This is a genomic window from Marinobacterium sp. NO-S09 (genome assembly GCF_059179545.1).
The window spans coordinates 1173260-1196143 of the sequence record NZ_CP168954.1 but is presented as its reverse complement, the minus strand read 5'-3'; the positions used below and the strand labels follow the sequence as shown (position 1 = coordinate 1196143).

Sequence of the window (22884 nt, the reverse complement as noted above, 5' to 3'; positions counted from 1 at the left end):
TAAGGAGGTCTGATGCTGAAGTCACTGTTCAACTCACCGCAGCAGCGTTTGATCAAGGCGATTCAGGCTGGCGATGTAGACAAGCTTGCCCGCCTGCTGGCCAAAGTGGAGGTCGACAGCATTTATGAGACAGACGCGGACGGCTGCCATGCTTTGGAACATGCTCTCAAGGCGGAGGAACCAAGGCTTCTGCAGCTGCTGCTGCAGAAATGTCAGGCTCCTCTGCCTGCGGCCAGCTGTGGCTCACCCTTAACAGTACTGGCCCTTCAGCAAACCAAAAGCCTTGCACAGCTGAGCGCTCTGCTCCAGGCCGGCGAAGATGCCAACCTGAGTCATCAAGGACAGCCCTTGCTGCATCACTGTGCCGAGCATTGTCCATCCACCAGCCTGATGGTGCATATCAGCCGGCTTCTGGAATACGGTGCCGACCTGGATTCGCGGGATGAGGCCGGGCGGGCACTGTTGGAAAAGCTGATTCCACTGAGCGACCAGGCCCTGCTGCAGTTTCTGATTCAATCGGGCGCCGAGTGTGAGGATGCCTGGCTGGAGCAACTGGAAGACGAGGCGTTGGCGCTCCAGCTCAGGCGAGTCAAGGAAGATATTCGCATCCGTAAAATGATGCTGGGCGGCTGATCAGGCCGCCGAGATAACGCCCAATCGGGGCAACTCAATCGCCGGGCAGCGGTCCATGACCACTTCCAGCCCGGCCGCTTCCGCGCGCTCTGCAGCCACTTCATTGATGACACCCAGCTGCAGCCACACGGCACGAGCACCAATCTCGATTGCTTCATCCACCACGTAGCCGGCATCTACCGAGTTGCGGAAAATATCCACCATATCCACAGGCCCTTCGATATCCGCCAGTTTGGCAACCACGGTCTGGCCCATTAGCTCCTGACCGGCCAAAGCCGGGTTAACCGGAATGACTTCATAACCGGACTCGATCAGGAAGGACATCACCTGATAGCTGGCACGGTGAGACTTGGCACTGGCTCCCACCAGGGCGATACGCTGAGTACGTTCCAGCAATGACTTGATCTGATTATCCTGCATGCCGGTGTTCTCCTCTGCAGATGGGACATTCGGGGTCGGGACGCAGCTTGAGGCTGCGCCATTGCATTCGTTGGCCATCCAGCAACAGCAGACGACCGGTCAGGGGTTCGCCCACCCTGGCCAAGAGTTTAAGTGCTTCCATCGCCTGCATACTGCCGATGATACCCACCAGCGGCGGGAATACACCTGACTCGCTGCAGGTCAGCGCTTCATCATCGCCAGTGCGGTACAGGCATTGATAACAGGGCGATTCGGGGTCACGCGGATCATAGACACTGATCTGGCCATCAAAGCGGATGGCGGCGCCGGATACCATAGGGGTACCGGTGGCAAAGCAGGCCTTGTTCAGCGCAAAGCGGGTGGCAAAGTTGTCACTGCAATCCAGCACTAGGTCCACATCGGCTACTTGCTGCTGCAAAGCCTCGCCCTGCAGGCGTTCTGCACGTGTAACAACCTTGACGCCCGGGTTAATGGCGTGGAGGCTGGCAGCGGCGGACTCTACCTTGGCCTGCCCACAGGCCTCTTCGCTATGGATAATCTGACGCTGCAGATTACTGGCTTCGACTTCGTCATCATCCACCAGCACCAGCTCACCGACGCCGGCCGCCGCCAGATACGCGGCAACCGGTCCTCCCAGGCCACCAAGGCCCAGAATCAACACACGCGCCTGACGCCAGGCTTCCTGACCGGCAATGTCCACTTCCGGCAGCATGATGCTGCGGCTGTAGCGCATCAGTTCCTGATCATTCATCATCTTTATTATTTCTCCTGCCAGCGCCCCTGGGTTACGCGCTCATTGCCTCCCAGATCACGTACCGTTTCCACCTCGGCATAGCCCAGACGCGTCAGGCACTGGCGGACGGCATCGCCCTGATCATAGCCGTGTTCAAACAGCAGCCAGCCACCGTTACACAGGTGGCGGGTAGCCTGTTCGGCAATCTGGCGAATATCAGCCATGCCTTCTTCTTCGGCAATCAGGGCGCTAAGAGGTTCAAAACGGACATCACCCTGCTGCAAGTGCGGATCTTCAGGGTTGATATAGGGCGGGTTACTGACCAGCATGTCGTAGCGCCCGGTCAAAGGCTCACACCAGTTCCCCTGCAGCACCTCAACATTATTCAATTGATTCAGCTCTGCATTGGTGCGAGCCAGTGCCACGGCGCCGGGGTGGAAATCGGTGGCCTGTAACTGCCACGCGGGCCGCTCACTGGCCAGCGCCAGTGCGATGGCACCGGTGCCTGTGCCCAGGTCGGCTACACGTGCAGATTGATTCGGCAACAGACTCAGCGCCTGTTCCACCAGACATTCGGTGTCCGGTCGCGGGATCAGCGTATCGGTGCTGACCTTGAGCCTGAGGGTCCAGAAATCACGATAGCCCAGCAGATGGGCCACCGGCTCACCCTGCAGGCGACGCGCCAGCAGCTGATCGAACTGTTCCTGCTGTTCCTGGCTTAGCGTCTTATCGGGCCAGGTAAACAGCCAACTGCGCGGCTTATCGAGTACCTCACACAGCAGCAGCTCCACATCCACGCGAGGGCTGTCACTGACATTTACCAGCAGCTCGGCCTTTGCCAGCGCATCGGCCACACAAACATCAGTCATTGGACAGACTGCTGAGCTGCTCGGCCTGATATTCGTTGCGCAGCGGCTGAATCACCTGATCCAGATCACCGGCGATCACTTCATTGAGGCGATAGATGGTCAGGTTGATGCGGTGATCGGTCAAGCGCCCCTGCGGGAAGTTGTAGGTACGGATACGCTCGGAGCGGTCACCAGAGCCTACCAGGCTTTTACGCGCACTGGCCTGTTCCGCCTGCTGCTTGTCGATCTCGGCCTGCTGCAGACGCGATGCCAGCAACGCCATCGCCTTGGCGCGGTTCTTGTGTTGCGAGCGCTCTTCCTGACATTCCACCACCAGCCCGGTGGGCAAGTGCGTAATACGGATCGCGGAGTCGGTCTTGTTGACGTGCTGCCCACCGGCACCGGAAGCGCGGTAGGTATCCACACGCAGATCGGCCTTGTTGATTTCTACCTCGGCCGACTCGTCCATCTCCGGCATTACCGCAACGGTGCAGGCAGAGGTATGGATACGACCCTGGGACTCGGTCTCCGGCACACGCTGAACGCGGTGGGCGCCAGACTCGAACTTTAGCTGGGCATAGACATCTTCACCGGCGACCCGGCTGATGATCTCCTTGTAACCGCCGTGCTCACCTTCGTTGGCGCTGATCACTTCAACGCGCCAGCCCTTCTGCTCGGCGTAACGGGAGTACATGCGGAACAGGTCTCCGGAGAAGATAGCCGCCTCGTCACCGCCCGTGCCGGCACGAATTTCCAGGAACACACTGCGATGATCGTTCGGGTCGCGCGGCAACAGCAGGATCTGCAGCTCGGCTTCCAGCGCTTCGATCTGCTCACGCGCCGCATCGATCTCTTCCTGCGCCATCGCCTTCATATCGGGATCATCGTCTTCCAGCATCAACTGGGCCGACTCAAGATCCTCTCCGGCCTGGCGCCAGGCATTAAAGGCCTTGGTCACCTCTTCCAGATCGGAATACTCACGCGAGTAGTCGCGGAAGCGGGTTTGATCCGCGATCACCTCGGGTTCGCTCAGCAGCGCCGCCAGTTCTTCATGGCGATCGCACAGCGCCTCCAGCTTGGTGATGATGGATGCTTTCATGACAGGTTCACTCCTGTGGCAGGACGATCAGTCGCGGTTGTCGGGTCCGTCCAGCTGATACAGTTCCTGTACCAGCTGCAGCAGATCGGAGCGGCCGTCGGACGACGCCTTGCGCAATTGTACGGTAGGTTGGTGCAGCAGCTTGTTGGTCAGGCCGTGGGCCAGACGTTGCAGCACCTCTTCTGCGTCCTTGCCGTTCCTGAGTTGTTTGCGGGACTTCTCCAGCTCCTGCTGCGCCACGGCAATGGCCTGCTCACGCAACAATCGGAGTGTTCCTACCGCATCCAGCTCACGCAGCTGACGCATGTATTCATGGGCACCGGTTTCGATGATGCCTTCCGCCTCCAGTGCGGCGCTCTGGCGCTCGCGCTGGTTTTCCTCGATCACCTCACGCAGGTCATCCACGGTATAGAGGTAGACATCATCCAGCTCGCCCACCTGGGGTTCGATATCGCGCGGAACAGCAATATCGACCATAAAGATGGGGCGATGCTTGCGCTTTTTCAGCGCCGCTTCCACCGCCCCCTTGCCCAGAATCGGCAACTGGCTGGCGGTGGATGCAATCAGAATATCGGTATTGGGCAGTTCATCCGGGATCTGGCTCAGTTCGATGGCACGGCCATCAAACTCTTCGGCCACGGCCAGTGCACGTGCCAGGGTACGGTTGGCAACGGTGATGTTCTGTACACCTGCCCGTTTGAGATGGCGGGCAACCAGCTCCACGGTTTCACCGGCACCGATCAACAACGCACGGCTGCTGCTGATATCGGCAAAGATATGCTGGGCCAAGCTAACGGCGGCGTAGGCTACGGAAACGGGGTTTTGACCAATTGCGGTCTGGCTGCGGACCTGCTTGGCCACGTTAAAGGTGGTGCGGAACAGGCGACCCAGTTCAACACTGGCCAGTCCTTCTTCCTGTGCCACGGAATAGGCGGACTTGAGCTGCCCCAGAATCTGCGGCTCACCCAATACAAGCGAGTCCAGGCCACTGGCGACACGCATCATATGACGCACGGCTTCCTCGTTCCAATAGGCATAGGAACAGTTCTGCAGCTCGTCCACGTCCAGACCATGGTACTGGCCCAGCCACTCCAGCAGCGCGCGCGTGCCCTCAAGCTCTGTTGAACAGTAGAGCTCGGTACGGTTACACGTCGACAGAATCGCCACTTCGGAGAGATCGGCCCGGCACTTGGCTTCTTGCAGTGCCTCGCCCAACGCCTCCGGCGCAAACGCCACCCGTTCCCGGACCTCGACAGAGGCCGTCTTGTGATTGATACCTAACGCCAGCAGAGCCATATAAGGTTCGCGTCACCCCGTTACAGACAAGCGCGACATGATACACCTTTGCCGCCTCGGGATTAACCCATCTGCGCTTCCTTACCGTACACTGATCAATAGACCTTTGTTCAGCCTGGGCTCGTCAGCCCCATGACAAGCTCCGGCCCTCTACTCTATAGTGGGGCTTACCCCCCTCGGCAGGAATGGAACCGTGTATATACTGAGGACTCTTCCCAAGCTGATCAGCGTTACAGCCCTGTTGCTGATATCCGGATGTGCCCAACAAAGCCTTACCCAGGCCCCGGAGTCGGTCTCTACTCGGCCGTTCGAGGTATCTCCCCAGGTGCCCGGAGAGCTCAATGCCGACAGTCTTTACGACCTGCTCAGCGCTGAATTGGCGGGCAAACAGGGCCGCTTCGACGAAGCGCTGGAAGCCTATCTGCGCCAGGCCGAGGCCACCCGGGACGCAGCCGTTGCCGAACGCGCCACACGCATCGCTCAATTCCTGCGTGACCCCAAACGGGTGCTGGCAGCCAGCACCCTCTGGAGCCGCTATGCGCCTGACGCACTGGAGCCTCTGCACATTCAGGCCAATATCCTGCTGCACGAAGGTCGCTTTGAAGAAGCAGCTCCCTTGCTGGAAAAGGTGCTGCAACAGGGTGGCGATGAAGCATTAACCCTGATCACGACTCAGGCTGACCATATGTCGCCGGAAGTGGCCGGTCAGTATTACCAGCTGCTCACCCGCATCAGCGGTGACGACCCTGAACGCCTGGATTATCTGCTCACCCGCGTTCTCCTGCTGCAACGCCTGCAGCAGCCGGACGCGGCAGCGGTTCTGCTCGACCAGGGCTTACAGGTAGAACCGACCCAGGCCGAACTGGTACTGCAGCGGGCGGAACTCTATCGTCGACAGGATCAGCCGGAAAAAGGGCTGGCACTGGTACAAAAGGCGATGCAGGACAACCCCAACCATTCCCGACTGGCTGCTGTACAAGCCCAACTGTTGCTACTCTCTGGTCGAACAGAAGAAGCCTGGACTGCAATCCAGCAGGTAGTAGAGCAGGAAGGGGTAGACCCTCAGCTGGAGTACTATTTCGCGCTACTGCTGCTGGAGAATGATCTCCCCGAATACAGCCAGAGGCTGTTGCAGCAGTTGCTGGAAAAACAGCCTGACAACCTGCAGCCACACTTTTATCTGGGCGTAATCGCTCAGGAGCAGGGCCACCGTCAACAGGCTCTGGACCACTTCCTGCTGGTTGAAGACGGCCCCAACGCCGTGCAGGCATTCAGCCGCGCCCTGTCACTCTATGACCAGCCACATCAGGTAGCCGAGGTTGAGCTGCTGGTGGAAGACCACGTCGCCCGGCACCCGCAGCGCCGCGAAACCCTGACCATCCTTTATGCAGAGTGGTTGCAACGTCAGGATCTCATCGATACCGCACGGGAAATTCTGACCGACGCCATCGACAGCCTTCCGCCCAGTGCCGACCTGCTGTACACCCGCGCCATGATTGCCACACCGGATCAGAGCGAATCCATGCTGGCCGATCTGCGCAAGGCTTATTCCCTTGAACCGGACAGCGCCATGATCCAGAACGCACTGGGTTATACCCTGACGCTGTATGCCCCCGATCAGATCGAACGAGCGCATCAATTGATCAGTCTGGCACTGGAACAGGAACCCTCCGACCCCGCCATTCTCGACTCCATGGGCTGGGTATTGCACAAACTGGGACGCAACCGCGAAGCACTGAACTTTCTCCAGCGTGCTTTCGACACCTACCCGGACCCGGAGGTGCGCAGCCATCTGGTACAGGTACTCTGGGCACTGGGCGAACAAGATACTGCTCGGAAAATGCTGCAGGAAGGTCTGGAACAAACACCTGACAACCTTCACCTGCAGGAGGCTGTCGACGCTCTGGATGAACAACCATGAAGCGTCTGCTTGCCCTGACACTTAGCCTTGCACTGGCCGGCTGCAGCCAGTTCGCCCGGCAACCGGCTCCGCCGCAAGGATTCAACCCGGCCAGTGCTGCACAATTACACAGCTGGCAGGCCGAAGGCCGGATCGGTATCCGTATGGCCAGCGAGAGCCACAGTGCCAACCTGGACTGGTGGCAGCAGCAGGACGAATACCGCATTGCCCTCACCGGCCCTCTGGGCCAGGGTGGCCTGCGCATCGAAGGCGACAATACGGGCGTCAGCCTGCGCCAGTCCGGTGATGACCAGGTTTATCGCGCCAGCAGCCCCGAAGCGCTGATGCAGAAACTGCTGGGCTGGCACCTGCCCCTGTCACAGGCTCGTTTCTGGATTCGCGGCCTTACCGACCCCAAATTCCCCTCTACGCCTCTGGCCGCCCCTGCTATCGGTTTCACTCAGGCCGGCTGGCGCGTAGAATATATGCGTTTTTCCGTTCAAGCAGGACAGACACTGCCTGAGAAGCTACGCTTGCAACATGAGGATCTGCGCCTTACCGTAATCCTCAGTCGCTGGGAAACTTGAAGTGGTCCCGATTTACAACCGACAGAATTTCGCGACGCAGGGGTTGATTTCTACAAAAGGTTTGTAGAGAATATGCGCCTTCTTAGCGTGGTTCGCACCACAGGAGACGACTGGGGTATCGCCAAGCGGTAAGGCACTGGATTCTGATTCCAGCATGCGCAGGTTCGAATCCTGCTACCCCAGCCAATTACCATGACTGACTTCCTCTCTTCTTCATCAAATTCCGACGCAATCGAGAAGGTAATCGCCGTGTCTAAAATGATGGTCTTCACCGGCAATGCAAACCCGGAGCTGGCTCAGAAAGTTGTCGAACGCCTCGATATCCCAATGGGCAAAGCACATGTAGGCCGTTTCAGCGATGGCGAAGTCAGTGTAGAAATTCAGGAAAACGTCCGCGGTAAGGACGTTTTCATTATCCAGTCCACCTGCGCCCCAACCAACGATAACCTGATGGAGCTGATCGTTTTCGCTGACGCCATGCGTCGCGCATCAGCTACCCGTATCACCGCGGTTATCCCCTACTTTGGTTACGCCCGCCAGGATCGCCGTCCGCGTTCTGCCCGTGTACCCATTAGTGCCAAGGTTGTAGCCAGCATGATCTCCAGCGTCGGCATCGACCGTGTCCTCACCGTCGACCTGCACGCTGACCAGATCCAGGGCTTCTTCGACATCCCCGTTGATAACGTATACGGCTCACCAATCCTGCTCGACGACATCGTCGACCAGCAATACGACGACGTCATCGTAGTATCCCCGGATGTGGGCGGCGTTGTACGTGCCCGTGCCGTTGCCAAGCAGCTGGACTGCGACCTGGCCATCATCGACAAGCGTCGTGAGCGCGCCAACGAAGCTCAGGTGATGAACCTGATCGGTGACGTTACCGGTCGTACCTGCATCCTGGTCGACGACATGTGCGACACCGCAGGTACCCTGTGCAAGGCCGCCAAGGCACTGAAAGACAAGGGCGCTGCGCGCGTCGTGTCGTACGTGACCCACCCGGTACTGTCCGGCCCGGCCATCAATAACATCATCGCCTCTGAGCTGGACGAAATGGTCGTATCCGACACCATTCCGCTGTCCGAGCAGGCGCAGAAGTGTGACAAGATCCGTCAGCTGTCCTTGTCACCCCTGTTGGCAGAAGCGGTACGCCGCGTCTGCAACGAAGAATCCATTAGTGCAATGTTCCGATAAGGAACAGGCGCTGACCCACGGGCTCAACCCCGTGTAACTGTCCGGCTCCTCTGGAGCCACCACATACCGCATGCATCTGGTCGCGGAGGCATGCGGTTTAAATATATAAGGTGTATTAAACATGGCAATTTTTACTGTAAACGCTGTTGACCGTAACGATCAGGGGAAGGGTGCGAGCCGCCGCCTGCGTCGTGAAGGTCTGGTTCCGGGCATCATCTACGGTTCTTCCGAGCCGAAAGCAGTTTCCGTTATCGCACGTGAACTGTACCGCATGCTGCTGGAAGACGGCTTCTACTCTTCTATCCTGACTCTGAACCTGGAAGGTAAAGAAGAGAAGGTCATCATCAAGGACCTGCAGCGTCACCCGTCCAAGCCGGTTGTTCTGCACGCTGACTTCCAGCGCATCGATGACAACCAGAAGATCAAACTGCAGGTGCCGCTGGCATTCGTGAACTTCGAAAAATCTGCTGCCTCCAAGGCTGCTGCCAAGTTCGCTCAGGAAGCTTCTACTGTTGAAATCCTGTGCCTGCCGAAAGATCTGCCGGAAGTTCTGGAAGTTGATCTGTCCAAGATCGAACTGGGTCAGATTGCTCACTTGTCCGACATCACTCTGCCGGAAGGTGTTGAGATCGTTGCCCTGCGTCGCGGCGAAGACCACGACCAGAGCGTTGGCTACTGCTACGCTCCGCGTGGCGCCAAAGCCGGCAAGTAAGCTTAGGCGACAGGCACTGGCATGAAAGACCGGATTCAACTGATCGTCGGTCTCGGCAACCCCGGGAACGAATACAGCAAAACCCGTCACAATGCCGGTGCCGAGCTGGTGGAGCAGCTTGCTGCCCACCAGCACTCCCCCCTGCAACCGGAGAAGAAATTCTTCGGCCTCTACGGCAAGGTCTTGATCGACCACCGCCCCGTCCATCTGCTGATCCCGACAACGTTCATGAATCGCAGTGGTCAGGCCGTGGCAGCACTTGCCAATTTCTACAAGATTCCCACCAGTGACATACTGGTCGTGCATGATGAGCTGGATATCCCACCGGGAACAGCGCGCCTTAAACAGGGCGGCGGTCACGGCGGTCATAACGGCTTGCGCGATATCATCAGTAAACTGGGGAACGACAAGAATTTCTACCGCTTGCGTGTTGGCATCGGCCATCCTGGCAGCGCCGCTCAGGTGTCAGGTTTTGTCCTGAGCAAGGCCCCGGTGTCCGAACGTGACAAAACGCAAGCGGCGATTGATGAAGCACTGAGATACCTGCCCCTCGCCATTCATGGTGACTGGGCCAAGGCGATGAATCAGTTGCACAGCTTCAACGGCTAACTTCAACTACAGGATCTAAGCATGGGTTTCAAATGCGGTATTGTCGGCCTGCCCAACGTCGGCAAATCTACGCTCTTCAATGCCCTGACCAAAGCGGGCATCGACGCCGAGAACTTCCCTTTCTGCACCATTGAGCCGAACGCCGGTATTGTTCCCATGCCGGATCCGCGCCTCAATGCGCTGTCCGAGATCGTCAAGCCCGAGAAGGTGATCCCGACGACCATGGAGTTTGTCGATATCGCCGGTCTGGTCGCTGGTGCATCCAAGGGTGAAGGCCTGGGTAACAAGTTCCTGGCCAATATCCGTGAAACCGATGCCATCGCCCACGTAGTTCGCTGCTTCGAAGATGACAACGTTATCCACGTGGCTAACCGAATCCACCCGCTGGAAGATATCGAAACCATCAACCTGGAGCTGGCATTGGCAGACCTTGAGTCCTGCGAAAAGCAGCTGCAGCGCGTGCAGCGCACAGCCAAAGGTGGTGATAAAGAAGCCATCGCCACCAAGGCGCTGCTGGAAAAACTGATCCCGCATCTGGAAGAAGGCCAGCCGGTCCGCTCTCTGGCGCTGGACGAGGCCGAGCTGAAACTGGTGCCGACCCTACACCTGCTGACCACCAAGCCGACCATGTACATCGCCAACGTCTCTGAAGACGGCTTTGAAGACAACCCGTACCTGGATCAGGTAAAGGAACTGGCGGCAACCGAGAATGCTGAAGTCGTAGCCATCTGCAACAAGCTGGAATCCGAGATTTCCGAGCTGGAAGACGATGAAAAAATCGAATTCCTGCAGGATATGGGTATGGAAGAGCCGGGCCTGGACCGCGTGATTCGTGCCGGTTACAGCCTTCTGGGCCTGCAGACCTACTTCACCGCCGGTGTTAAGGAAGTTCGTGCCTGGACGGTCCGCATCGGTGCTACCGCGCCTCAGGCGGCTGGTGTTATCCACACCGACTTCGAGAAAGGCTTCATCCGTGCCGAAGTGATCAGCTACGATGATTTCATCGAGCACAAGGGTGAACAGGGTGCCAAGGATGCCGGTCGCTGGCGTCTGGAAGGCAAGGAATACATCGTCAAAGACGGTGATGTGGTCCACTTCCGCTTCAACGTATAAGCACGACGCCTGACACCGACTCCGGTGCCAGGCCCCGTCATGGCAGGCAATATCGCTTTTCGCCTGCCATGGCCAGGCTTCTGGACTAGAAGCGTACACTCATCTGAATATACCCCTCCTGTACCTCACTCTCGTCTGAATGCTCGCCCCGGTAGCCGAAGCTGATATCGGCATTCTCTGATATCGGTACGACAAGCCCTGCATCCATCACGACGGTATTTTCGGCAATCGGCGTTCCTTTAACACTGAAACGGCTGTCACCTCCCAGGAAGCGGTGCTGACTGACCGTATCGATATCATTAAAGGCATGGCGCCAACTGATAGAGCCCTGCACACGAACCGGCAAAGGATCCGCACCCAGCTCAGCACCACCGCGCACACCGACACTGGCAAAACCGGTATTCGACTCCGTGCGTTCCACCGCCAGAGCCGCCGAGCCACCAGATTCCGTGAACCTATCATTACGCTGGTTCAGCCAGGACAGGCCCACAAACGGCTGTACCCAGCCATGATCAGACTCGAAACGATAGCCGGTTTCGGCAAAGGCTTGCCAGCTACTGGCGTCGTATTCGGCCCTCAGTGTCTGGCCCAGCGCATGGCGTTGCGTTTGCAACTGGTGCTGCCCAAACGTAGTCCCCAGACTTAGGTGCCAGTTGTTACCCCAGTGTCGTGAGGCATAGACGCCCAGATACAGACTATCCACTTCCGCAGAAGATGATCGCGCAGCAAGGTCCATATCGCTGTCCTGGTAACCACCCAGTACCCCTAGGCGCCAGCCATTTTGCAGGTAGCCATCCGCGCCCAGCAACAGGCCGCGGCTTTGGCTATCTAAACGGGATATGCCGGTACCCCCCTCTTGCTCGCTATCGCTGTAGAGCATATCGAACCAGAGCCCGGTAACTGCTTGCTGTGGTGTGGATTGCAGCCGCTCCAGTGCAGCCAGACGAATGCCGTCGCTCTGTGTCGCCAACTGGGCGCGGGCACTGGCATGCAGCTCACCCGACAGCGCATTCAACGCCGCCCTTGCCTGAGCTTCACTCATATTCAGAATCTGGTCATAGAGTGGATGCCCTGCCGCCAACCTGAAAGCGCTATCACCGGTGCGACACTGGTTGCCGGGCATGCCATCGAGACAGAAGCTCTGGATGGGCTCGGGCTCGGGCTCGGGCTCGGGCTCGGGTTCCGGTTCCGGTTCCGGTTCCGGTTCAGGTTCCGGTTCAGGTTCCGGTTCAGGTTCCGGTTCAGGCTCGGGTTCAGGCTCGGGTTCAGGCTCGGGTTCAGGCTCGGGTTCAGGCTCGGGTTCAGGCTCGGGTTCAGGCTCGGGCTCGGGCTCAGGCTCGGGCTCAGGCTCGGGCTCAGGCTCAGGCTCAGGCTCAGGCTCAGGCTCAGGCTCGGGCTCGGGCTCGGGCTCAGGCTCGGGCTCAGGTTCCGGTTCTGGCGCGCTGATAAGACGGCTGGTCAGGTAGTAACCATCACTATCGTGGCTGGTACTGAAATCCAGGTAGGCATAGTCGTCACTCAGGATTTGAGTACCATTTACCATCATATCCCCTGCGGCGCGGACAATTGCATAGGTACTGCCATCAGCATAGGTGGAGCCATTATCACTGCCGTTCTCGGGCGTCACATGCAGCAGGGCGCCATCGTCAATGGTAGCGTTACCACCCACCTCGACCAAGTCGTTGTGCGTACCCGCCGTTGTACCGCCGCTGATCAGTTCAACCAGATAAGTTGCTCCGCTAGCTAGACTCCAGTCACCTGTCACATTCAGGGTGCCAATGGAGTTACCTGGCGAAAGGCTACCACTATTGACTTCAACATCACTCAAGGAGCCACTGCCACCCAGAGTGCCGCCACCAACCACTATACGGGAATTAATAATAGAGCCATTAACCAGCACAGCACCATCGGAAATAGTAGTGTCGCCCGAGTAGGTGTTGGTGCCGGTCAGAATGGTAGTACCGACACCACGCTGATTCACCACGATATTCCCGGCGATGGGTATGCTGAAGGTGATATCGTCGGTTTGGTTGAAATTGAGCGTGCCGCTGCCAGCAGTCCCCGTGACCAGTTCGCTGGCCGTCACCTGCCCGGCGGTATCGCTCAGGTCCACCTTTCCTATATTCAGGGTTCCGGTGGATTCATACCCAAGAATAAGGTTGCCCTGATTATTCCAAGCGCCCCCACCTGTTACTGTTACTGTTCCATCCCCTGTCGGAAAGTAGCCCAAGCGACCATTGCGGCTGCTGACCGTCGCACCATTTTGAATGTTCAGGGTTCCCCTGCCCCAGCCTCCGACGTAGAGGTCATCGGAGCTATTCCACTCGGAACCGGCGTCGGTTACCGTCACGTTGCCCGTGCCCAGACTACCCCGGCCGACGTAAGCAACGGTGTTGCTCACTTGGGCCCCATCACCGATCTTGAGTTCACCGTCTCCCTCAACTCCGATGTAAAGCCAGCCCTGGTTATGCCAGTGGCTATTTTCGCCGGACACAAACACGTGGCCAACGGCCCCATCCTGGTGAGCGACAAGCCCCTCCTGATTGCTGACGGTTGCCCCGCCCAGAACCTGCAGGCTTCCTTCACCCTCAGACCCCAACCGCAGATCCCCCGAGCTGACCCAGGCGGACCCCGGACCGGTAACGGTGACTCTCCCCTCCTCGTCACTGGCATAGCCAACACGGCCTTCAGCATTGCTGGACAGGCGACCACCATCCCTGATGCTCATGGTACCCTGCCGGACGGAAGCAAGGCTGCCCAGAGAGCTGTCTCCGGTCAACACCAACTCCCCCAGGTCTGTCTTGGCAAAGCCTCCAGACCCTGTCAGATCGTTGGCCAGGGTCACACTGTAACTCGCGCCAGCTGAGGTTCCATCCCCGACCCGAAGGGTGGTGTCTGCGGCCACAAATTCAAGTGAATCACCCTCTAGCCGGTACCCATCCGCAGCAAACTGCAGACCGGCACCCGCGTTCAGAGTCACCTGACCATCACTGTTGTCCACGATCACCCTGCCACTGTCACCAGAGAACACCAGAAGTCCTGCGAGGTCGTATACACCTGCCGTCGCCCCCACAGGGTCGGTCCAGTTGGCACGGTTCAGCTCCCAGACTCCATCTCCACCCTCAACAGAACCGGTGGCGCTTAAGGCCGAGCCGTTCCAGAAGGTGAGTGCGGAAACAGAGGGAGAAGACACCAGCACATTTACCTGTCCCGATGTGCTGGTCTGCACCTCAACATCATCGGAGATGTACCCCCGGGGGCTTGCGCCAACCTCAAGCCCGTTATCCGTGAGCGCTCCACCGTAATTGATCAACCTGTACAAGCCCGGGCCAAAACCGCCCGCATCCGCCACGTCAAGCGTGCCATCCAATGTCAGGTCGCCGCTGACGTCAATCAGGTCGCTATCAACCCCCGCCGTTCCTGAAGGATCCCCCAGCTCAAAGCTCAATGCAGAGTTTGGAGCCAGGAACAGGTTACCGGCTATCGTCAAATGGCCGGGTGAACTCCCTGGAGTCAGAGTGCCGCCATCCTGAATCTCGGTGTTACCAACGGTACCCGACCCGCCAAGATGACTGCCATTATTTATCTGGATGTTAGAGTTACCCAGCGACCCTTCAACGAGCAAGGTGCCGTCATTGACCGTGGTATTCCCGGTAACAGTATTATTGCCACTGAGCGTCAGGGAGCCTCCCCCCTCTTTCGTCAGTGTGCCCGTTCCGCTGATCATGCCATCGAAACTGGAGTCATCTGACCGGTTGAATACCAGTGAGCTGTTATTGACCACAGTGCCCGCGAGACTTCCCGATGTACCCCCATTACCAATTTGCAGCGTACCCGATGACACCGTCGTGCCACCGTTGTAGCTGTTGTTCCCGGTCAGGGTCGTGGTGCCGCTGCCGCGCTGGTTGAGCTCAAGGTTGCCGGCAATAGGAGCGGATAGCTGAGCCGTGTTTGTCTGGTTAAAGTTAATGGTACCGCTGCCGCTGCCCGTCGCGATGCTGGTTGCAACAAGCTCGCCGGCGGTTCCCGCTCCGTCGTAGCTGCCAATGTTGAGGGTACCAGTGCCTTCATTACCGATAAGAAGGTTTCCCTGCATCTCCCAGAGACCACCTCCGGTCAGGGTGGCAACGCCTTCACCACTGGCGTAGTAACCAAGGCTGCCATGACGGCTATAAACTTCACTGCCACCACTGACATTGAGAGTGGCGGTTCCTCCCAACCCCAAGTGCAGATCGTCTGAGTTTACCCAACTGGAGCCATTGAGCAGGTTAACCGTGCCCTGACTCCCTGTCTGGACGCCAACGCGACCAATGACATTGCTGATTTCAGAAGCGCCGTCAGCGGTGACAGTGCCATTGCCCCCATCGCCAATAAACATATTGGCTGAGTTCGTCCAACTGGCCCCTTGGTCCAGATTGACAATACCCACTTCGCCACGCCCAACGAAAGTATTGGTAGTGACAACTTGAGCACCATCCTGGACACTAAAAGTACCCGACGTACCCTCCACTACATTTCCAATATATAGCCCGTCATTAGACGGGCTACCAGGGCTGCCACCCGCCGTCAACACGGAAAACGGACCAGACAGGTTAACAACTCCTGAGCCACTATGATCAGGATCAGGTCCTGACACTCTCTGCCCAGCTCCCACAATACCGATGCGACCGATATTGACTTTCCCACCGTTTGAGATATTCAGGACACCCGAGCCCCGGAGGCCCACATAGAGATTTCCGTCTAGATTCCAGGTAGAAGCCCCTTCCACATTGACAGTGCCAGTACCACCGGCCCGCTCTCCAAGGGCGACGGTTCCCACGCTATTAAGGACACCACCATTACGAAGATGAATCACTCCGCTTCCGGCACTTCCGATGACCATCCAACTCAACACATCCCAGATAGAGCCTGCTCCGGAGACAGTCGCAGAACCATCAACGCCAGCCCCAGTCCCTAACGTTGTATAGTCGCTGGTAACCTTTCCCCCATCCAGTATGTCCAGGGTTGCATCGCTCTGTCGGCCGATATGGAACGAATCCCCTGGGACATCCCAGATTGGAGATACGGAGCTAACGGGGCTGTACGTCCACGCACCATTAAAAACCCCACTTTCCAAATTCCCTGTGGATTCAACACTCTGGGCAAGTGCGGACATTGGGGATACTGCCAGGGCCAGTGCAATTATCCGCCGCAGGAATGGGCTAAGTGACAAAAAAACTGTCGAACGAGCACCGCGACCGCCAGACGACCGGCCCCGTGCTTTCGAGGTTTCCGCAGCTACCTGCCACAGACCAAGACTGGCGTTGTAACGTAGTCGGAAAGTGAAATTCATGGTTACGGCTCCATGTAACTGCTTAATGCAAAACTGGCTCGAATGTTAATCCGCGATTATCGTCAAACGACTGTTGGCCCACTATCGGATATCCGCAAACAACTCCTGCCTTGAGAGTTAACCCGGGCGTTGCGCGAGGGTTTCCGACGGCCCCTGCCCAAACAGGCGTTTATACTCACGGGAAACTCACCCAGGTGAACACAGCCCCAGCGCATGACCAATACGCCCGAACTAGAAGCGCACACTCATCTGAATATACCCTTCCTGCACATCACTCTCGTCTGAGTGCTCACCCCGGTAGCCGAAGCTGATATCAGTATTTTCCGATACCGGTACAACCAGCCCCGCATCCAGTACAACCGTATTTTCGGCAATCGGCGCGCCCTTGATCGTAAAGCGGCTGTCACCACCCAGGAAGCGGTGCTCACTGACCGTATCAATATCCTCAACTGCATGGCGCCAGCTGATAGAGCCCTGCACACGAACCGGTAAAGGATCCGCGCCCAGCTCAGCACCACCGCGCACACCGACACTGGCAAAACCGGTACTCGACTCCGTGCGTTCCACCGCCAGAGCCGCCGAGCCACCAGATTCCGTGAACCTATCATTACGCTGGTTCAGCCAGGACAGGCCCACAAACGGCTGTACCCAGCCATGATCAGACTCGAAGCGATAGCCGCTTTCGGCAAAGGCTTGCCAGCTACTGGCGTCGTAATCGGCTTTCAGTGTCTGGCCCAGCGCATGGCGTTGCGTTTGCAACTGGTGCTGCCCGAACGTAGCCCCTAAGCCCAGGTGCCAGTTGTTGTCCCAGTGACGAGAGGCATAAACACCCAGATACAGACTATCCACTTCCGCAGAGGATGAGCGCGCAGCAAGGTCCATATTACTGTCCTGATAGCCACCCAGTACCCCAAGGCGCCAGCCGTTTTGCAGTTGGCCATCAGCGCCCAGTAACAGGCCCCGGCTTTGGCTATCCAATGTCGCGATGCCACTCTTGCCATTCAGTTCAGCGTCGCCGTACAACATGTCGAACCATAGACCACTGCTCTCATCCCTGGGGGCATACTGCAGCCGTTCCAGTGCCGCCAGGCGAATACCGTCGCTCTGGGTCGCCAGCTGGGCGCGGACACTGGCATGCAGCTCACCCGACAACGCATTCAACGCCGCCCTTGCCTGAGCTTCACTCATATTCAGAACCTGATCATATATAGGATGCCCCGCTGCCAGTCTGAAGGCGCTATCACCAGTACGACACTGGTTGCCGGACATGCCATCGAGACAGAAGCTCTGAATGGGTTCCGGCTCAGGTTCTGGCTCAGGTTCTGGCTCAGGTTCTGGTTCTGGCTCAGGTTCCGGTTCTGGCTCAGGCTCAGGTTCCGGTTCAGGCTCGGGTTCAGGTTCAGGCTCAGGTTCCGGCTCAGGCTCAGGTTCTGGCTCCGGTTCCGGCTCGGGTTCCGGTTCCGGCTCCGGCTCTGGTGGCGGCGTGATGACCCGCAGATCACTGATCAGGTAATAGGCATTGCCGTCATCGTCGGTACGGAAATCCAGGTAGGCGTAGTCATCGGTCACGGTCTGCTGGCCGTTGACGGTCAAACCGCTACCTGTCTGAACCACGGTATAGATGGCACCATCGGAATAGCCTGTGCGCCCTGTATCCGTTCCATTCTCTGGTGTCACATGGAACAGGGCTCCATCAGCAATGGTGGCAGTACCGGCCACATCCACCAGGTCATTATGGGTGCCGGCGGTGGTGCCGCCACCGATCAGTTCCACCTCGTAGGTAGCCCCAGCCCCCAGGGTCCAGTCGCCGCCAACCGTGAGCGTGCCGATGGAGTTACCCGGAGTGATAGTACCGCTGTTGACGGTGACGTTACCCACCGACCCGCTGCCACCGAGGGTACCGCCGTTGACGTTGATCGATGAACGTTCGATAGAGCCATTAACCAGCAGAGTGCCATCTGAAATGGTGGTATCGCCGGTGTAATAGTGTGTGCCGGTCAGGATGGTTGTGCCGCTACCACGCTGATGAACGCTACCCGAACCGCGACTCTCTCTCGTATCAGCCGCCAGAGTCAGGGTATTGGTCTGGTTGAAATTGATAATACCCATACCACCCCCATCATCCGAACCGACTACAATAGTATCGGCTCCAAGTGACCCAGCAGTACTTGCGACAGACAAATCGTACCCGCCAAAATTGAGCACCCCTGTACCGTCGTCCCCCGACAGGTATAGACCCCCTTCTCCAACCGATACATTGCCGCCATTTTCCAGTGTCAACGAACCACTGCCACGTAGCCCAACCCACAGACTATCGGCATTCAGCGAAGACCCAGGACCACTGACCCTTACCGCAGAGTCAGAACTAACACGTAACTCGTGGGCGACGTCCACAACACCTTCGTCATGAATTCTCAGGATGCCAGAACCGCCGCTATTCATATCGATGCGACCATCAACCTGCCAATGGGCACCGGTACCGCCAATATCGACCTCACCCGCGCCTGCTTGCCCAATGGTGGCTTGCGCACTAGCGACAAGACTTCCCGGCCCAATTTCCAGAGTGCCCGTCTGTCCTGCAGTATCACCCACGGTCATCACTGCAGCGCCATGGCTGATGCTGCCGCCATCGCGCACGGCCAGGGTGCCGTTGGAGATGGTGGTGCCGCCGGTGTAGGTGTTGGCTCCAGTAACAACCAGGGTACCGGAGCCATTTTTGCTCAGGGATACCGGCGTGGTGCTTTCTCCCAAAATGCCGCTAAAGGCTGCACTGTCTGCGCTCTCCACGGTAAACGTAAAACCGGGGAAGTGATCCGGAAAGGCCAGGTCATCACTGAAGGTAGCGCCATCGGCAAGGGTAATGCCGGTACGGTAACTGTCAGCCGCCAGGTCGTTGCCATCCCCGCCCGTGGTAGAAAGCACAGAAAACAGTTCACCGTCACTGCCGAGGCTGCCTGTACCCGGAGTAAAGCTGCCAGCGATGGGATCTGCCCCATCATTATCGATCAGGGTGTGCTGGCTATGGATTGGCAGGCTGTCTAGAGCATCCAGGGCAATGATGTCGATGATCACACCATCGTTCAGGGTCACCCCACCGGCCACCGCCAAAGTGTCCGAGGCCCCACTACTGTCCACCTCGAATTGCAAGGTAGAGCCGGTGTTAGCCGTCACATCGCCGGTGCTGAGCGTACCGATGGAGTTGCCGGGGGCCAGGGTTCCGTCAGTATTGACTGTCGTAACCCCCGTCAACAAGCCATTGCCACCCAACGTACCGCCGTTGACGTTGACTGATGAATATTGGATAGAGCCATTGACCAGCAGGGTACCATCGGAAATGGTGGTGTCGCCGGTGTAGGTGTTGGTGCCGGTCAGGATAGTGGTGCCAGTGCCACGCTGGTTGACGCTGGACGTTCCACCGCCCTGTACGATATCGGCCGCCAGGTTCAGGGCATCGGTCTGGTTGAAATTGATGGTGCCCGTACCTCCACTAGAAATAGGGTCGATTTCGAGACGGTCAGCGCCGAGCACGCCCGCAGTGGTCGGATCAGCAAGGTCGTAGGCGCCGAAATTCAGGGTGCCATGCCCATTGACTTGGGCGCCTACATAAACCGTTCCAGTGCCCTCGTCAACTGAAACCGTGCCTCCATTCGCCAGGGTCAGGGTGCCGTTTCCAGGGTCCCCCACGGCCAGTCGCCACGCCCTGAGCTCCGCCCCGGCGCCATCCACGGTTACCCGACCAGTTACACCCGGGTTAGTGCCCACGTAAAGCACGCTGGCAACCTCTACCTCACCACCATCGTGGAGTTCCAGGGTGCCCTCGCTACGGACTCCAACGTAAAGTTGTTCTGTCAATTGCCACAGCGCGCCGCTGCCACCGACGCGAGCCACCCCGGTACCGCCTAAGCCGACAGAGGACCGGTGACTCGTCACAGAGCTGCCCGCCCCGATCTCAAGGGTGCCGGTCTGGCTGGCGGTATCGCCCACACTCATCTGCACAGCGCCATGGCTGATGCTGCCGCCATCCTGGACTGACAGGGTGCCGTTGGAGATGCGGGTCTCGCCGGTGTAGGTATTGGTGCCGGTCAGGGTCAGGGTGCCGGTGCCCTGTTTGGATACGGTGCCACTGCCGCTGATAGCACCGGCGAAGGTCGAGTCATCAGCACGGTTGAACACCAGCGAACTGTTGTTGATCACATTGCCCGCAATAGACCCGGAGGTGCCGCCGTTGCCGATCTGAAGCGCACCGCCATTGATGGTGGTGCCGCCGGTGTAGGTGTTGGCACCGGTCAGGGTCAGGGTGCCGGTGCCGGTTTTAATGAGACTGCCGGGAAAGGATGAGTCATCTTCTCTTATTACCCCGGAGAAGAGGGTGTCGGTATTCAAGGCACCGACTTCCAGGCTTTTCTCGTCATCTATCATCACCTGGCCACTACCTTCAAGACTTCCTATGGCACCAGACTCACGCAACATGAGTTCGCCATGGACGATATGTCGGGATGCGGCGCTAAGAGTGTTCGACGTGCGCCAAACATTCGCCAAAACCCCGCCACTTGCAATGGTAGTGTCGCCGGTATAAAGCCCGCCATCATTGGCGGCCAGATGAACGGCCACACCCTCTGAAACCGTGAGCCCCCCCGCTCCCGATATACCGCTCTTAAAAAAGACATTTTTGTTCGATGTTGGACCACTGGAAGCTACCCTAAGGGTGCTGTCGAGCACTACCTCGGGGTTAATATCTACATCAAACCAAGCATCCAAAGGTGATGACACATCAATTGTCGCGTCGGCCCCGTCAAAAGTGAGCTTGTCTGCGGCACTAGCGGCATCGACGACAATAACTGGGAAAATCGGGTTCGAGGTGGAGAAGCTCAGCCTGTTCACGGTGAGATCACCAAGATCGTGGGTCGTCGCGAAAGTCGGGTCTGCAGTATTGTCAAAATTCAGCTGCAGGTCCGTCGCGGGAACCGGTGCCGAGCCGTCCGCCCAGTTGCCATCAACCGACCAGTTCCCGGAAGGCGCCGTAAAGGTTTCCTCCACCGCCCCGGCGGGCGATGCCCCCAGCAGCAGGCCGCTGAGCAGGACCGAAGCTTTGGTTTTACCCTTACTGCGGCTGATCTCGGCAACCGCCATCCAGATCTGAAGCGCCTGATTCCAGACAACACGATAGGCGTGATTCATGAGTACCTCCCTGTAAACGCTTGATGGCCCGATGGCTGGCTCGAGTTTTAATACTGGATTATCGTCAAACAAGTGTTGGCCAACTATCGGAATTCCGCAAAGCAAGGTTGTCCCTTAGGCTTAATCCGGGCGTTGCGCGAGGGTTTCGGATGGCCGCTGCCCGAACAAGCGCTTGTACTCTTGGGAAAACTCACCCAGATGCACAAAGCCCCAGCGCATGGCGATCTGGGTCACGGTTGTGTGAGCTGGCTGAGCGAGTAAAAGGTCGGTACGTACCCGATTGAGCCTCAGGGTACGCAGGTAGGCGACGGGCGTGAGCTGCATGGCACTGCGAAAGGCATATTGCAGCGTGCGCTCCGACACTTCAGTCGTCGCGCAGATATCGGTGAGGGTAGGCACCTGCCCTGTTTGCAGGCAGGCACCCATGTATTCCCGCGCGGTCGAGACCAGCCGCTGGGCTCGCCAGCCGGCACGGACGCTGCGGCAGACACCGGTATCAATCGCGGTAGCCTGGCTGAGTGCGATGACAACACTGTCCCTCAGCAGCCGGGCGCAGTTGTCTGACTGCATCAGCCTTGCCGGGCTGCTGTGGTGAATGAGTGCGTTGAAATCGGCCATAAGCCTGGCCGTATGTCGACTATGGAAAGCCTGGGGAGCAGCCGGGTGCTTTGCCCCTTCATGCTGGTTAAGTATCTGCGCGCCCCTCAGTAACCAGTCCTGATCAAGGCAGAGGTAGAAGGTTTCGCTTTCCGGCATCACCCGGATATCCAGCTCCGCATCCTTGGGCAAAAAATAGAGCCAGGAGTCCATCGGGTTTAAAAACTGGGAGAAGCGCATCCCGGGAAAGACTGTTTTCGCGATGGAAATTGCACAGAGGTTACCCTGGGTAACGCCGCTTTTGTGGACGGCCTGATTCTGGCGCTCATGCACCAAGTGCATGTCGTCCAGTGTCAGTGTTGAACACTCACCCTCGTAGGGCCCTCCGCTTAATTGGTGCATTTCCAGATCAAGCCAGGGCTGGGCAGCCGCCTGCAACGAGGCATCGCTCAATGAGAAATGTGTTTGCTTCCAATCCATGTGCATCGGTTAACGATGCATTCGAATGATATGCACTTCAAGTATTCTGTTTTATGATTTTCGCGCATTTTTATGCGTTTTGAACACTCGATCAGTTCTGGTAGCGTAAAAAAGGACTGTGTGGTCTTGCCCCCAACTGACTCAGCCTTTGGCCTG

General features: G+C 58.0%; 15 protein-coding genes, 1 tRNA gene and 1 pseudogene. 8 read left to right on the top strand and 9 right to left on the bottom strand.

From position 1 onward, the window contains the following. Positions 1-12 precede the first annotated feature (12 nt). Positions 13-633 (top strand): ankyrin repeat domain-containing protein, encoded by a 621-nt coding sequence (locus O3C79_RS05655; protein WP_494385136.1) that lies wholly within the window; start codon positions 13-15, stop codon positions 631-633. On the opposite strand, the gene O3C79_RS05650 is transcribed toward O3C79_RS05655, so the two are convergent. Genes O3C79_RS05650 through hemA form a run of 5 tightly spaced genes read right to left on the bottom strand, consistent with a single transcriptional unit; the run spans position 634 to position 5029 of the window. Continuing rightward, complete coding sequence (locus O3C79_RS05650) at positions 634-1053, bottom strand: CoA-binding protein (protein WP_010322667.1); 420 nt, start codon at positions 1051-1053, stop codon at positions 634-636. It lies immediately after the preceding gene. After that, positions 1043-1807, bottom strand: coding sequence for a molybdopterin-synthase adenylyltransferase MoeB (moeB, locus tag O3C79_RS05645; RefSeq protein ID WP_494385135.1), 765 nt, complete (start codon positions 1805-1807; stop codon positions 1043-1045). Before moeB ends, O3C79_RS05650 begins: the two co-directional genes overlap by 11 nt. A 5-nt stretch (positions 1808-1812) precedes the next feature. Continuing rightward, positions 1813-2655 (bottom strand): peptide chain release factor N(5)-glutamine methyltransferase, encoded by an 843-nt coding sequence (gene prmC / locus O3C79_RS05640; RefSeq protein ID WP_494385134.1) that lies wholly within the window; start codon positions 2653-2655, stop codon positions 1813-1815. After that, positions 2648-3733, bottom strand: coding sequence for a peptide chain release factor 1 (prfA, locus tag O3C79_RS05635; protein WP_076463538.1), 1086 nt, complete (start codon positions 3731-3733; stop codon positions 2648-2650). The genes prmC and prfA overlap by 8 nt, the downstream gene beginning before the upstream one ends. Before the next feature lie 27 nt (positions 3734-3760). Continuing rightward, a complete protein-coding gene (gene hemA / locus O3C79_RS05630; RefSeq protein WP_494385133.1) occupies positions 3761-5029 on the bottom strand; it encodes a glutamyl-tRNA reductase in 1269 nt (422 codons plus the stop codon). 193 nt (positions 5030-5222) lie between these two features. Here hemA and O3C79_RS05625 point away from each other — a divergent pair, with 193 nt between their 5' ends. The 7 genes from O3C79_RS05625 to ychF all read left to right on the top strand — a co-directional run bounded on the left by O3C79_RS05625 (position 5223) and on the right by ychF (position 11141). After that, entirely contained in the window at positions 5223-6950 is a 1728-nt protein-coding gene (locus tag O3C79_RS05625; protein WP_494385132.1) for a tetratricopeptide repeat protein, read from the top strand. After that, complete coding sequence (gene lolB, locus O3C79_RS05620; protein ID WP_494385131.1) at positions 6947-7516, top strand: lipoprotein insertase outer membrane protein LolB; 570 nt, start codon at positions 6947-6949, stop codon at positions 7514-7516. Before O3C79_RS05625 ends, lolB begins: the two co-directional genes overlap by 4 nt. A 111-nt stretch (positions 7517-7627) precedes the next feature. Beyond that, a tRNA-Gln gene (locus tag O3C79_RS05615) sits at positions 7628-7702 on the top strand. A 63-nt stretch (positions 7703-7765) separates the two neighbouring features. Further along, a complete protein-coding gene (locus O3C79_RS05610; protein WP_010322674.1) occupies positions 7766-8707 on the top strand; it encodes a ribose-phosphate pyrophosphokinase in 942 nt (313 codons plus the stop codon). A gap of 121 nt (positions 8708-8828) precedes the next feature. Then, entirely contained in the window at positions 8829-9419 is a 591-nt protein-coding gene (locus O3C79_RS05605) for a 50S ribosomal protein L25/general stress protein Ctc (protein WP_010322675.1), read from the top strand. A 21-nt stretch (positions 9420-9440) separates the two neighbouring features. Next, positions 9441-10028, top strand: coding sequence for an aminoacyl-tRNA hydrolase (pth, locus tag O3C79_RS05600; RefSeq protein ID WP_494385130.1), 588 nt, complete (start codon positions 9441-9443; stop codon positions 10026-10028). Positions 10029-10049: 21 nt separating this feature from the next. Then, positions 10050-11141 (top strand): redox-regulated ATPase YchF, encoded by a 1092-nt coding sequence (ychF, locus tag O3C79_RS05595; protein ID WP_076463556.1) that lies wholly within the window; start codon positions 10050-10052, stop codon positions 11139-11141. Between the two features lie 85 nt (positions 11142-11226). Here ychF and O3C79_RS05590 read toward each other — a convergent pair whose 3' ends face one another. The 4 genes and pseudogenes from O3C79_RS05590 to O3C79_RS05575 all read right to left on the bottom strand — a co-directional run bounded on the left by O3C79_RS05590 (position 11227) and on the right by O3C79_RS05575 (position 22728). Continuing rightward, on the bottom strand, positions 11227-15519 hold the full coding sequence (locus O3C79_RS05590; protein WP_494385777.1) for an autotransporter family protein: 4293 nt from the start codon (positions 15517-15519) through the stop codon (positions 11227-11229). Positions 15520-15825: 306 nt separating this feature from the next. Further along, a pseudogene (locus tag O3C79_RS05585) lies at positions 15826-16473 on the bottom strand (ESPR-type extended signal peptide-containing protein); the annotation flags it as partial. A gap of 231 nt (positions 16474-16704) precedes the next feature. Continuing rightward, positions 16705-21651 carry an autotransporter domain-containing protein gene (locus tag O3C79_RS05580; protein WP_494385129.1) on the bottom strand — a complete coding sequence of 1649 codons (4947 nt, stop codon included), beginning with the start codon at positions 21649-21651 and terminating at the stop codon, positions 16705-16707. A 120-nt stretch (positions 21652-21771) separates the two neighbouring features. Further along, positions 21772-22728: a helix-turn-helix domain-containing protein gene (locus tag O3C79_RS05575; protein WP_494385128.1), complete on the bottom strand. Its 957-nt coding sequence runs from the start codon at positions 22726-22728 to the stop codon at positions 21772-21774. Positions 22729-22884: the final 156 nt, after the last annotated feature.

Excerpts from the sequence above, each read along its gene's own strand:
- ychF (WP_076463556.1), top strand. The coding sequence starts at position 10,050 with ATGGGTTTCAAATGCGGTATTGTCGGCCTGCCCAACGTCGGCAAATCT.
- lolB (WP_494385131.1), top strand. The coding sequence starts at position 6,947 with ATGAAGCGTCTGCTTGCCCTGACACTTAGCCTTGCACTGGCCGGCTGC.
- O3C79_RS05580 (WP_494385129.1), bottom strand. The coding sequence starts at position 21,651 with ATGAATCACGCCTATCGTGTTGTCTGGAATCAGGCGCTTCAGATCTGG.
- O3C79_RS05590 (WP_494385777.1), bottom strand. The coding sequence starts at position 15,519 with ATGTTTATTGGCGATGGGGGCAATGGCACTGTCACCGCTGACGGCGCT.
- O3C79_RS05575 (WP_494385128.1), bottom strand. The coding sequence starts at position 22,728 with ATGGATTGGAAGCAAACACATTTCTCATTGAGCGATGCCTCGTTGCAG.
- hemA (WP_494385133.1), bottom strand. The coding sequence starts at position 5,029 with ATGGCTCTGCTGGCGTTAGGTATCAATCACAAGACGGCCTCTGTCGAG.
- prfA (WP_076463538.1), bottom strand. The coding sequence starts at position 3,733 with ATGAAAGCATCCATCATCACCAAGCTGGAGGCGCTGTGCGATCGCCAT.
- prmC (WP_494385134.1), bottom strand. The coding sequence starts at position 2,655 with ATGACTGATGTTTGTGTGGCCGATGCGCTGGCAAAGGCCGAGCTGCTG.
- O3C79_RS05655 (WP_494385136.1), top strand. The coding sequence starts at position 13 with ATGCTGAAGTCACTGTTCAACTCACCGCAGCAGCGTTTGATCAAGGCG.
- pth (WP_494385130.1), top strand. The coding sequence starts at position 9,441 with ATGAAAGACCGGATTCAACTGATCGTCGGTCTCGGCAACCCCGGGAAC.
- O3C79_RS05605 (WP_010322675.1), top strand. The coding sequence starts at position 8,829 with ATGGCAATTTTTACTGTAAACGCTGTTGACCGTAACGATCAGGGGAAG.
- O3C79_RS05650 (WP_010322667.1), bottom strand. The coding sequence starts at position 1,053 with ATGCAGGATAATCAGATCAAGTCATTGCTGGAACGTACTCAGCGTATC.
- moeB (WP_494385135.1), bottom strand. The coding sequence starts at position 1,807 with ATGATGAATGATCAGGAACTGATGCGCTACAGCCGCAGCATCATGCTG.